Source organism: Acinetobacter colistiniresistens, assembly GCF_000413935.1.
Lineage (GTDB): Bacteria > Pseudomonadota > Gammaproteobacteria > Pseudomonadales > Moraxellaceae > Acinetobacter > Acinetobacter colistiniresistens.
Genome location: NZ_KE340380.1, coordinates 748,144 through 758,651 on the forward strand (window position 1 = coordinate 748,144; position 10,508 = coordinate 758,651).

A 10,508-nucleotide genomic window follows, 5' to 3' on the forward strand; every position below is an offset into this window, starting at 1 on the left:
TTGATTCATTTAAAAAGATGATTTCTATTTTGCCCAATGCTCAGGCATTATGTGCTGATTGTAAATTGTCCAAAATTGACAGCAAACAAACATTGCAAAAGAGAAGCAGCTTAAGGGTTATTGAATGATTGAAGAAAAGTTATCTGGTGGGGTTCAATCACTTGAGGTTGGCTTAGCCGTGCTTAATGCCCTTTTAGAACACAACAAACCGATTATTTTAAAAGATCTATCCAGCAAACTGGATATGCACCCTGCCAAGGTACACCGCTATCTGGTCAGTCTGATTCGCATGAATTACGCCAAGCAGCTTACCGATGGTCAGTATGCCTTGGGTGATCAGGCGTGGCGTTTGGGTCTGAACTGTATCCAACATACCGATGTGTTACAGCTGGTTCAGCACCTGATTTACGAATTACAGAATAAAATTGGTTGCGGTATTCAAATCAGCAAATGGTCGCCTAAAGGGCCTTTAGTGGTGCAATCGATTGAATCTAACCACCCGATTTCGATTGTAACCAAAGTCGGCTCAATCATGCCGTTGGTGAATTCAGCAGCAGGTCGTGTGTTTGCCTCTTATATGCCTGAAGCCGTAATCAAGCCGCTGATGCAAGCGGAATGGGAAAAAGCGGCTCATAACCATTATCCGATTAAACCGACTGATTGGGATGAGTTTCTGCTACTCAAAGAAAATGTATTGCAGCATGGCATGTCGATTGCTCAAGGTGATCTTCTGGTCGGGATCAATGCCGTTGGTCTACCAATCTTTAATGCGCATCATTCCATGGAATTTTGTATTGTGGCACTGGACAGTGAAATGTTTTTCTCGGTTCATGAAGGTAGTGAAAACTTAGAGCTGTTTAAACGTGAAGTTGCAGCAATCAATCAATATATTCAAACCCGTTAATTTTTCATCCATATAAAAAGCCAAGAATTGAATTCTTGGCTTTTTTATTTCATTTGAATGTAATTACTTTGCTTCTAACACACCACGGCGGATCTGGTCACGTTCGATGGATTCAAACAGTGCCTTGAAGTTCCCTTCGCCAAAACCATCATCATCTTTACGTTGAATAAATTCAAAGAACACAGGCCCAAGCATGTTTTGCGAGAAAATCTGTAACAGCAGTTTTTTCTGGCCATCTTTGGTATTACCATCCAGTAAGATACCGCGTTTTTGCAGTTCTTCAGTTGGCTCACCATGATTCGGTAAACGCTCTTTCAACATTTCATAATAGGTTTCAGGCGGCGCTGTCATAAACTGCATGCCGATCCCTTTTAACTTGTCCCATGTTGAAAGCAAGTCATCGGTAATAAACGCGATATGCTGTATACCTTCACCATTGAAATCTGCCAAGAACTCTGCAATTTGACCATTGCCCTTGTCTGAATCTTCATTCAATGGAATACGAATCATGCCGTCTGGTGCAGTCAAGGCTTTAGAGGTTAAACCGGTATATTCGCCTTTGATGTCAAAGTAACGAATTTCTTGGAAATTAAAGATTTTTTCGTAGAAGTTCGCCCAATATTCCATACGTCCTTTATAGACGTTATGGGTTAAATGGTCGATTTCGTTCAGGCCTGCACCTTTTGGATTTCTGTCCGCATCATCAAAGAAAACGAAGTCATTTTCATAGATATCACGGTCAACCAAGAAAATTGGCATTCCACCAATTCCTTTGATCGCAGGAATATTCAATTCCATTGGCCCAGCTTGTGAATACATTGGTTCTGCACCAAGTTCCACTGCTTTGCTAAATGCTTTGGCTGCATCGCGAGTTCTGAAACCCATTGCACATGCTGAAGGGCCATGTTCTTTAAAGAAGAATGAAGCATAAGATTCAGGCTGGTAGTTCAAGATAATGTTGATATTACCCTGACGCCATAAATAAACTTTTTTAGATTTATGCTTTGCGACTTTGGAAAAACCGATGGTCTCAAAGATTTGATCTAATCCGTTTTCCGTCGAAACAAATTCAATAAAAGCAAAACCACATAGTTCTAATGGGTTATCTAAAATGTCCATCTAGTTTCCCTTATTTAGATAAATTCATCCGTTTCATGCTCTGCATAGGTTTTATTCTTCAATTGCTTAAAAAGCTGTCTAAAAGCATCAACCTATACATGCGTTATCAGAAAAGGCGACAGGTGTTTTTATAAGTATGTAAAAGCATCCATGTTTAAGCCCTTTCCATCCATGAGTCAGCCAAATGAAGAAATCATCGTTCTTGATCTTGGCTCTCAGCTATAAATTCATGCTACAAGAAAGTTTTAATTTATGCAATACATAATTAAATTATGTTATGTGTAATTTCATTGTTTTTTTACTTGAACATAAAGGCCACTATTAAAGAAGAAATCGGTGTATTGCTAAATCAGACCATGGTCTTGAGTACTTCGGAAATAACAGGGCTCAGGCCAAAAGAACTGTCTTAAATCTTTAACAAAGTTCGATTAGTTTAAGTAACTAATGTCTTTAAATGAAAGAGATGATTGAGCAATGACCCATACGCTGATCTTCGAACAGTTGACTCAACTGATTGAAAACTATAGTCACGAGCACAGTGGCAGGCCACAAAAGATCTTGATTGGTTATAAAGCCTATTATGACTTGATGGGAAATTCGAGTTTTGCCACAGAGGTTACAGAATCGGCATTAAACCCAAATAAAAGAAAGTATAAGAAGATTAAAATTAAAGTCACCAAAGATGATTATCAGCTTGAGCTAGAATAGTGTTCTGACTTGCCGTTAAATCTTTAGCTTCTTTTCCATACAAAATTCTCAGCAAGTAATGGCGCTGCGGCCTCAGCACCACTCGCAGTAGGTGCGGACAAGCCTGCCGACACCATATCTAATAACACACCCGCTTTTTGCCATTGGCTAGCATCTTTCCTAAAAATTTTTACTCTATCTTTTCAGACCAGAGGCAAAATCTATACATAAAAAAAGCCGCACTTGAAGTACGGCTAGAATCATTACTGTGGTATTTATATAGCATTACCGTATATTTTGGTTGAACTTACTTCTTTTTCTATAACAATTCCAACAACTTACTTATAGATCTTTTAACCAATCTGGTTCTTCAACTTCAGGTACATGACTATATTCTCTATTATCAACTACAGGAAGCCATCCACTTCCTGATTCGAACATAGACAGGTTTTCAATAATATATAAATCATTCTCAAGCTTAGATAAAGTAATTAATCCATATTTATAATGAAGATACTCTCCACCAGCACCTGCAGATACTCTTAAATCAATTTCTTTATAATCCCAACCTGTTACAAGACCTGTAACCTGAGGATAAGCGACTAAAAAGTCGATTTCAAATTTTTCAGCAATCTTACATAAACACGGTATTTGTGATGTTTTAAGCATATTTTCTGTATGAAGATCGTCTTCGAATTTAGCATGAACTTGTAACATTACTTAAAACTCCTTGGGATTATAGCCTCACCAGTAAACGCTTTTTTAAAGCGTCTCAAGTGGACTAAAATAACTTTTACCATGTGGATCTCTAACTTACAAAAATTTATCTCCCTAATTTTTATAACTGAATTACAAGCTCTAGCTAACTTACCAACTAAAGTAGTAATACACAAACCATATAAAAAAGCATGCCAATATGACATGCTTTTAAATTAAGAAAAACAAACTACAAAATTTTATGATTTTTCATCATAAATAAACTTCGTATGAGCCCTGCCATTTTCATCCAGTGTAAGAATAAGCTTAGTCCATACTCCTCCTGTATGTTCCTGTACTAATCTATGAAGCTCTTCCAGCAGATACTGCTGCCCGATTCCATGTGCAACATAAGGCGCAAGTGTATTTGCTACAACCTGCATATCGGTTTGTCCACCCAATGCACCTGTCACTGCCATATCAAATATCAGTAACTGTTAGATCAGGTTTGAGCTAGTACAATTTAAATAAGTTTACTCTTGCTCACTTAAGCTCAAACTTTGCTATTATTTGTCTATAATGAATTGATTTTCTTTCTTCTTACATGTTTATTCATCTGGATCAACATCCCATAAACTAGAATTTGGATTCGCATATTCACCATTTTCTATGACAGAACACCATCCAACACCATTCACGAACATGCTCAATGCAACAATAGCGAACTTCTTTTCAGCAATCTGATTTAGTGTGATTAAACTTCTCTTATAATACAAATATTCCCCTCCTGTTCCAGCAGGCACTCTATGATTTAGATCATGCCATGACCACTCTAGAACCTGTCCAGACACATTAGGTACAGTTTCAAAAAAATCAATCATAAAAGTATCACTTATTCTAACTAAACAAGGAATATTTTCACAATCTAACATCATTTCTGAATAGATATTATTAGGTAAATCTAAATTTAAATTTAACATTTATTTATAATTCCTTGGAACAATTGCTTCGCCAGTAAATGCTTTTTTAAAAGTATCGACTGGGCTAAAATAGCTTTTACCATGTGGATCACGTATGGCAACTACCTTCTGACCATTTTTCTCTGTAATACCATCTACTACAACAAAATGTGAAAACTCTTTTGGGTTCTTAGGGTCAGCAATACGAACTATCACAGGTTTACCATTACTAGTATAACGGCTAAGATCATTTAATGTACGTGCAGAAAAGTTGTAGACATCTATATTGTTGTCTTTCATTATTTTTGCAACTTCCTGTGGATATAATCCATCAATCTTATATCCATATTTTTGCATCAGTTGATCAACATTTACTGGCTTACCCAAAGTATCTAATACCATAGCACATGAATTATGCCCACATGTCGGAGACTGGCCTTGATTTAAAACTAGTCTATCTGTATTTCTTGGTATTGCATCCTTAGCAAGTGGATTCTTTGATGATGGTGAAAATACATTCCCACCTAGCATTTGTTCGGTAATCTCTTTACCGTACTGTTTTTCAATTGCTTTTAATACATCATCACTAACACGAGTTACACCTGAAACTGTCTTAGTAAATCCTAAACCTAACATTGAGGCTTTTGCCATTTGCCTTTCATTTGGCGTTATTTGCTCACCCGTTAACGGATCGTATTCAGCCCCTAAAACTGCTGCAAGTTGGCGAACTGTCATGTCATTAATTACAGTGCCAACCTTATTACCTAAAGTCTTTTCTGGAATTAATGCTCATCAAGGATCTTATCCGCTTTTCTTAACGCCGATATTCCTCGCTCAATACAGCCTCTATCACTTGGACTGCATTTTTGAAGTTGTTTATTAACGACCTTCAGTGTCGCTTTAGTTTGATAATTATTCTCCACGGCATTCTGTGCAGACTGACCACCTTGAACTGTACTTGATACATCACCTGTGGTTGCACCGACAGCACTACCTGCTAAACCGACAATTGAACTAATTGTAGATTTCTCACTTGCGGTTAAATCTTTAGCTTTCTTACCATACAAATACTCGGCAAGTAACGGCGCTGCGGCCTCAGCACCACCTGCTGCAATACCAGCACTCAAGGCATTATTACCACCTGTTGCGGCAACTGCTGCACCTAAAATCGTATGTGCCAAGATATGCGCTGCACTACCTTCAGCATCTTTACCCTTAAAGTATTGTCCAATTTCATAGCTTGCCGCTGGACTCAATGTCGAGGCTGCAATACCTGCACCACTCGCAGTAGGTGCAGACAAACCTGCTAAAAAAATAGTAAAATCTTATTAGCACTTATCTCCTATTGGTGGAGCAAACTTATCTACAGGATAATTTTTTAACTGATTAATGACCAATGGAAGATCATGCTTTATTGCATCATATTCTTCCTGCGGTAAATGATAAGCAGCTTGGTAACGTTCTAAATCGAACCACTCAAGTATTTTTAAAGCTAATGACTGGAAGTCTGAGGGAACATAGTCCATCCCTAAGACATATTTTGTGTAGGAAAGCCAAGCTAGGGGAAGCACAGCGTTTCTAGTGGTAAATACACTACTTATGAAATAGTGTAAAAATTCTTTCCTAGCATATTCCAGTGTTTCTGCTGACTTTCGCCAATCTTTCGGAATACAAACATATACAAGCCAATCATCATACATTTGTAAATAAATTGGTTCATCAAAACTAGTGAACTCCCAATATCTGTCTTCTCTGTTAAACAAATAGATCTCATCAGACAATAGTTTTTCAAATTGAATACTCATTATTTAATTCCCTTGTTAAAAGTTGGGGCTGTAGGGAATTGATGCGGGTTAATTGGTTTACCCATTGGAGTAGAAACTAGCTTTCCACCTTGATAGATTGAATAACTACCATTGTCATGATAAACACGTACTTTTACATTTGGATACTTCTGACCAAGTTGTTCCTGAATAACATTAGCACAACTCTTACAAGGTGCTCGTTCTGTAAATAAGTCAATGGAATCTTTAATATTTGGTTTGTCTTTATAAGTTTGGGCAATTTTTAAGTATGAACCGTACCGGGTTTGTCGGAGACTTTTTTATTTAAGTTAAGCCACCTGACCTAACGGGTTAATCTTATCATAGTACATTGCTTCAAACTCAAAAGGCGATACATAACCCAGTGCACTGTGTACACGCTTTTTATTGAACCAATCTACCCAGTTTAGTGTCGCAAGTTGTACATCTGCTAAACCTTGCCAATCTGCTTTTAAATATTCAATCACCTCTGTTTTGTATAAGCCATTCACCGTTTCAGCCAGAGCATTATCGTATGAATCACCCGTTGTACCGACTGATGCTCGTAAATTTGCTGCTTCTAAACGATTGGTATAGCGAATGGAAAGATATTGCACACCTCTGTCGGAATGATGAATCACATTCTTTGGCATGCCTCGATCATGCAATGCTTGCTCTAATGCATCAAGCACCATATCTGTATTCATCCGTGTAGATACTTTCCATCCAACAATTGCTCGTGAGAACACATCAATAACAAATGCGGTATATACCCAGCCTGAATGAGTTTGAATATACGTAAAGTCACCCACCCATAGTTGGTTTGGATGATCAGCATTAAAATTACGTTTCACTAAATCATCTGCCCGTTTTTGGTCATCTCGGTTACGGGTGGTTTGTTTATTCTTACCACGCCAAACACCTTGTATACCTAGCTTTTGCATCAATCGAGCAACTGTACAACGTGCAATAACATAACCCTCACGTTTCAATTTTTGCCAAACTTTACGTACACCATATCGACCTGAACTTTCTTTCCAAATTCGTTTAATTTGTTCAGCATGATACTCATCATGTAGATCTCGTTTCGCTCGATGTTCTGGATTGTCAGTGAGATCTAAAGTTCGGTAATAGGTTGAAGGTGCAATCGGTAAAATTCTACAAATCGCTTCAACACCATATCGATCTTTATTGTTATGGATAAAATCCACCATTATTTGTGTGGGCGGTCGAGCTCCGCCTGGGCGAAAAAAGCGGCTGCTTTACGTAGAATTTCATTGGCACGTTTTAATTCTTTAATTTCACGTTCCATTTGCTTCATTTTTTCTTGGTCAGATATCTGTTGTACTTTGGCAGGATTTAGTTGATCCAGATGCTTTAAATACCAAACACGCAATGTTTCAGGAGTACAACCGATTTTAGGAGCAATAGCTGTGATTGCTGCCCAAGTAGAAGGATAATCTTTTTCAGATTCAATTAGTAATTGAACCGCTCTTTCTCTAATTTCGGGGGTATAGTTTGGTTTTGTCATCGGGATAGTCTCTCAGAATATTGACTCTCCGACAAACCCGGTACGGTTCAGTATTTATCTTAAGTCGAGAAAGATGAAACTCGACTTAAGATAAAATCCACCTTTCAACTAAATTAATATTTTGCTTTTAATAAGTTTTAGTTTAGAAAACAAATTAATCGCATCTTCATCACGATCTAAAATATTATCCAATAAGTTATTTTCAGCCAAAGCCCAATGCAGCAACATAAAACTACTATTTCCATCACTACCAGTATAAACCATGTCAAAATTAAATTTAGGTTCAATAATTTCAACATCCTTCTGACGAAATGCAGCTATACTATCTTCACCAACTGTTATACCATAAAAATAAATATCCTTATTATAATGGTATAGGCCATAAACATTTACTTCTTCACCATACTCTTTATCAATTACACGCATAAAATAGCTCACTTCAATTTACTTTTTTGTTCAGACAAAGGTTTACTAACAATTTTCATGTCATAAACCTTTTCTGTCACACTATTTTATCTGCCAATTTTTATATATTTCTCAAGCATTAAAAACAGCATCTAAAAAAAGAAGAAAACAGCTGTTTTATTTTCTATGGCTGTTAAAATAATTTTTTTTATACTACACCACAGCTCCTCCAAACCGCTATATTTATAGGAATACTCTATTGTCAAATCTAAAGCCTTAGGCAAGTCCTCATAGGAAATACTTTCATCTTCATAGTTATCGATTAATAACCCTAGATGCTTATTTAGACAATTAAAATAATCAATTTTTTCTAAAGCCTCATAATCACTTTGGGAAATATTTAACTCTATCAGATCCCCTTCAATATTTTCATCAAAATCTAATCTTAATTTAGCTTGTTCGGATATAGGGGCACAAATGGTTTTCATGAGCTTATTCCTAATAAGTTAATTTATAAAAAATAAAATGAGCTGCCCCGCACATATCAGTCCTTATTTTAATAAAGCTCAACCAATATATTAAAACAAGCATCTAAGTATACTTTTTAACTGCAAGTTACTTTGCAAACGATAAAATCGCTTAACCATACAACTTCCAAAAGTTCATTCCATTAACAATCCAATATTGATATTCATCAGGAATTAGTGACCAAAATTGACTCGATGATTTACCTTTCCAATTATTTGGTAGCTGCTTTTCAAAATCACGTTGCCAATCTGTATGAAAAAACAAATTTCTATCTAAGTTTATATAAAATTTTGGTAACCTACTTTCTAATACAAACCACTTGTCATTATTTATATCATCAATTCCAGACATTAAATAACTTTCCACATATGTATACAACTGTTCAAAACAGTCCTGACTAATATTATATTTAAAAAATCTTTGCATCCATTCCAATGATTTAATATTATTCACTGGTAAACTTGATAAATATAAGTTTAAGGTCTCATTTGTCAGAACAGCAGCACCACCTCTAAAATTTTTTAAAGCGTATAAGTAGCTTTCATTATTAAGTATTCCTTTTTCCAGATACAAATCATAGAAAGGCTTAATATCTATTACAAAGTTTTCTTTATCATCAACAATAAAATAATGATTGCCTTTTGAAACAATGACAGATATTTCTGCATACCCTTCAAAAATAGCATTCATTAAATTTTCATATTCACTATTATTTTCTATACTCAATTTCAAACTCTTTTTTCGTTAAAACTCTTGCCTTTGAAGACTTTTCTTCCAATAATCTATCCCATACTTTAGGTAGCTCAAGGTTAATACTTGGTTGTCCTTTGGACTCATCAACAATCTTTGGGGCATTAGGATCGCGAGCAATTCCAGGGATTGGTTTTTGAGGAATAGCTTCTGAAAGAATCTTTTGATGTAGCGCTTTATCAATTTCAAAAACAACAACTTTGCCATCTGGGCGTTTTTCTGAAAGATAGTATAAAGCATGCGAAGGCCCATTTGTACTAACACATAATTGTCCTGAGCATCCTGAATTAATAGAAATTGTTTGATCCGAGTTAACACTTATTCTATTAAGACTACTTTTTGTTCCAGTTCCGCCTCCCTCAACTCTAAAATATGTTTCTGTTTCAATTTTTTTTGCAATCTCTTTGCCATATTTCTTTTCAATCGCTACTAAAACATCATCACTGACACGTGTTACACCTGATACCGTTTTAGTAAATCCTAAACCTAACATCGAGGCTTTTGCCATTTGCCTCTCATTTGGCGTTATTTGCTCACCTGTTAACGGATCGTATTCAGCCCCTAAAACTGCTGCAAGTTGGCGAACTGTCATGTCATTAATTACAGTGCCAACCTTATTACCTAAAGTCTTTTCTGGAATTAATGCTCATCAAGGATCTTATCCGCTTTTCTTAACGCCGATATTCCTCGCTCAATACAGCCTCTATCACTTGGACTGCATTTTTGAAGTTGTTTATTAACGACCTTCAGTGTCGCTTTAGTTTGATAATTATTCTCCACCGCATTCTGAGCAGATTGTCCGCCTTGAACCGTACTTGATACATCACCTGTGGTTGCACCGACTGCACTACCTGCTAAACCAACAATTGAACTAATTGTAGATTTCTCACTTGCGGTTAGATCTTTAGCTTTCTTACCATACAAATACTCCGCAAGTAACGGCGCTGCGGCCTCAGCACCACCTGCTGCAATACCCGCACTCAAGGCATATTACCACCTGTCGCGGCAACTGCTGCACCTAAAATCGTATGAGCCAAGATATGCGCTGCACTACCTTCAGCATCTTTATCTTGAAAGTACTGGCCAATCTCGTAACTGATTTTTGGACTGAGTGTCGATGCTATAAT

14 protein-coding genes, 2 pseudogenes and 1 other annotated feature are annotated in these 10,508 nt (G+C 36.6%); of the genes and pseudogenes, 2 read left to right on the forward strand and 14 right to left on the reverse strand.

Annotated elements, in window-relative coordinates:
- Positions 1-124 precede the first annotated feature (124 nt).
- On the forward strand, positions 125-904 hold the full coding sequence (locus F907_RS06640; protein WP_005189099.1) for an IclR family transcriptional regulator: 780 nt from the start codon (positions 125-127) through the stop codon (positions 902-904).
- A 63-nt stretch (positions 905-967) separates the two neighbouring features.
- Here the strand turns inward: F907_RS06640 and hppD are convergent, their stop codons facing one another.
- Positions 968-2,023 (reverse strand): 4-hydroxyphenylpyruvate dioxygenase, encoded by a 1,056-nt coding sequence (hppD, locus tag F907_RS06635; protein ID WP_005189102.1) that lies wholly within the window; start codon positions 2,021-2,023, stop codon positions 968-970.
- Between the two features lie 474 nt (positions 2,024-2,497).
- On the opposite strand from hppD, the gene F907_RS19110 reads away from it, so the two are divergent.
- Complete coding sequence (locus F907_RS19110; protein WP_005241208.1) at positions 2,498-2,731, forward strand: hypothetical protein; 234 nt, start codon at positions 2,498-2,500, stop codon at positions 2,729-2,731.
- Between the two features lie 321 nt (positions 2,732-3,052).
- On the opposite strand, the gene F907_RS06625 is transcribed toward F907_RS19110, so the two are convergent.
- The 13 genes and pseudogenes from F907_RS06625 to F907_RS19480 form a co-directional block, all read right to left on the reverse strand.
- Positions 3,053-3,427, reverse strand: a complete 375-nt coding sequence (locus F907_RS06625; protein WP_016652558.1) for a hypothetical protein — start codon at positions 3,425-3,427, stop codon at positions 3,053-3,055.
- A 239-nt stretch (positions 3,428-3,666) separates the two neighbouring features.
- Positions 3,667-3,885 (reverse strand): hypothetical protein, encoded by a 219-nt coding sequence (locus F907_RS06620; RefSeq protein ID WP_016652559.1) that lies wholly within the window; start codon positions 3,883-3,885, stop codon positions 3,667-3,669.
- A gap of 129 nt (positions 3,886-4,014) precedes the next feature.
- The gene (locus F907_RS06615; RefSeq protein WP_016652560.1) at positions 4,015-4,386 is read right to left on the reverse strand and encodes a hypothetical protein; all 372 of its coding nucleotides are present in this window, start codon (positions 4,384-4,386) and stop codon (positions 4,015-4,017) included.
- Positions 4,387-5,100: a cysteine peptidase family C39 domain-containing protein gene (locus F907_RS06610; protein WP_016652561.1), complete on the reverse strand. Its 714-nt coding sequence runs from the start codon at positions 5,098-5,100 to the stop codon at positions 4,387-4,389.
- Between the two features lie 113 nt (positions 5,101-5,213).
- Positions 5,214-5,672, reverse strand: a pseudogene (locus F907_RS06605) (VENN motif pre-toxin domain-containing protein); the annotation flags it as partial.
- A 21-nt stretch (positions 5,673-5,693) separates the two neighbouring features.
- Positions 5,694-6,170: a hypothetical protein gene (locus F907_RS06600; RefSeq protein WP_016652563.1), complete on the reverse strand. Its 477-nt coding sequence runs from the start codon at positions 6,168-6,170 to the stop codon at positions 5,694-5,696.
- Positions 6,170-6,430 (reverse strand): deaminase domain-containing protein, encoded by a 261-nt coding sequence (locus F907_RS19475; protein ID WP_081402446.1) that lies wholly within the window; start codon positions 6,428-6,430, stop codon positions 6,170-6,172. The genes F907_RS06600 and F907_RS19475 overlap by 1 nt, the downstream gene beginning before the upstream one ends.
- A 48-nt stretch (positions 6,431-6,478) precedes the next feature.
- A protein-coding gene (locus tag F907_RS06595; RefSeq protein ID WP_087486619.1) for an IS3-like element ISAba19 family transposase occupies positions 6,479-7,698 on the reverse strand; the annotation gives its coding sequence in 2 pieces (ribosomal slippage) (positions 6,479-7,422 and positions 7,422-7,698; 1,221 coding nt in all).
- Positions 7,307-7,423: a sequence feature (AL1L pseudoknot), on the reverse strand. (Overlaps the previous gene by 117 nt.)
- Before the next feature lie 108 nt (positions 7,699-7,806).
- A complete protein-coding gene (locus F907_RS06585) occupies positions 7,807-8,124 on the reverse strand; it encodes a hypothetical protein (protein ID WP_016652564.1) in 318 nt (105 codons plus the stop codon).
- Between the two features lie 131 nt (positions 8,125-8,255).
- Positions 8,256-8,591, reverse strand: a complete 336-nt coding sequence (locus tag F907_RS06580; protein ID WP_005241196.1) for a hypothetical protein — start codon at positions 8,589-8,591, stop codon at positions 8,256-8,258.
- Between the two features lie 151 nt (positions 8,592-8,742).
- Positions 8,743-9,357, reverse strand: coding sequence for a hypothetical protein (locus F907_RS06575; RefSeq protein WP_016652565.1), 615 nt, complete (start codon positions 9,355-9,357; stop codon positions 8,743-8,745).
- Entirely contained in the window at positions 9,341-9,973 is a 633-nt protein-coding gene (locus F907_RS06570; RefSeq protein WP_016652566.1) for a hypothetical protein, read from the reverse strand. The genes F907_RS06575 and F907_RS06570 overlap by 17 nt, the downstream gene beginning before the upstream one ends.
- A gap of 151 nt (positions 9,974-10,124) precedes the next feature.
- A pseudogene (locus F907_RS19480) lies at positions 10,125-10,508 on the reverse strand (VENN motif pre-toxin domain-containing protein); the annotation flags it as partial.

Excerpts from the sequence above, each read along its gene's own strand:
- F907_RS06570 (WP_016652566.1), bottom strand. The coding sequence starts at position 9,973 with ATGACAGTTCGCCAACTTGCAGCAGTTTTAGGGGCTGAATACGATCCG.
- F907_RS06585 (WP_016652564.1), bottom strand. The coding sequence starts at position 8,124 with ATGCGTGTAATTGATAAAGAGTATGGTGAAGAAGTAAATGTTTATGGC.
- F907_RS19110 (WP_005241208.1), top strand. The coding sequence starts at position 2,498 with ATGACCCATACGCTGATCTTCGAACAGTTGACTCAACTGATTGAAAAC.
- F907_RS06625 (WP_016652558.1), bottom strand. The coding sequence starts at position 3,427 with ATGTTACAAGTTCATGCTAAATTCGAAGACGATCTTCATACAGAAAAT.
- F907_RS06580 (WP_005241196.1), bottom strand. The coding sequence starts at position 8,591 with ATGAAAACCATTTGTGCCCCTATATCCGAACAAGCTAAATTAAGATTA.
- F907_RS06620 (WP_016652559.1), bottom strand. The coding sequence starts at position 3,885 with ATGGCAGTGACAGGTGCATTGGGTGGACAAACCGATATGCAGGTTGTA.
- F907_RS06615 (WP_016652560.1), bottom strand. The coding sequence starts at position 4,386 with ATGTTAAATTTAAATTTAGATTTACCTAATAATATCTATTCAGAAATG.
- F907_RS06610 (WP_016652561.1), bottom strand. The coding sequence starts at position 5,100 with ATGACAGTTCGCCAACTTGCAGCAGTTTTAGGGGCTGAATACGATCCG.
- F907_RS06640 (WP_005189099.1), top strand. The coding sequence starts at position 125 with ATGATTGAAGAAAAGTTATCTGGTGGGGTTCAATCACTTGAGGTTGGC.
- F907_RS06600 (WP_016652563.1), bottom strand. The coding sequence starts at position 6,170 with ATGAGTATTCAATTTGAAAAACTATTGTCTGATGAGATCTATTTGTTT.
- hppD (WP_005189102.1), bottom strand. The coding sequence starts at position 2,023 with ATGGACATTTTAGATAACCCATTAGAACTATGTGGTTTTGCTTTTATT.